Origin of the sequence: Pseudomonas sp. DE0010 (assembly GCF_007680745.1) — a bacterium.
Classification (GTDB): Bacteria; Pseudomonadota; Gammaproteobacteria; order Pseudomonadales; family Pseudomonadaceae; genus Aquipseudomonas; species Aquipseudomonas parafulva_B.
In genome coordinates, this window is sequence record NZ_VEJQ01000252.1 from 1 (window position 1) to 249 (window position 249).

The 249-nt window shown below is 69.1% G+C and carries 1 pseudogene; it reads right to left on the reverse strand.

The window, feature by feature from the left end:
* Positions 1-231, reverse strand: a pseudogene (gene metX, locus FS767_RS22430) (homoserine O-acetyltransferase); the annotation flags it as partial.
* Positions 232-249 lie beyond the last annotated feature (18 nt).

The following is a 249-nucleotide window of genomic DNA, read 5'->3' on the forward strand; positions in this document are numbered from 1 at the left end:
GCCCGGCTTGCGGTCGTCCAGGCTGTGGTAGCCGGCCGCGTGGTGATGGCCGGAGAGCGCGTGGCAGATCAGCACGGCGTTGCTGCGGCTGGCGTTGAGTTCGCCATAGGTCTCGACCATCAGGTCGTAGGCCGGCAGGGTGCGGCCACAGGCCAGGGCCAGGGGCTCGTTGAAGTGCAGCAGCTCGGGGGTGACCAGGCCGACGGAATCTTCGGGAATGACGCTGGGCATTGACGGCTCGTCCGGGGC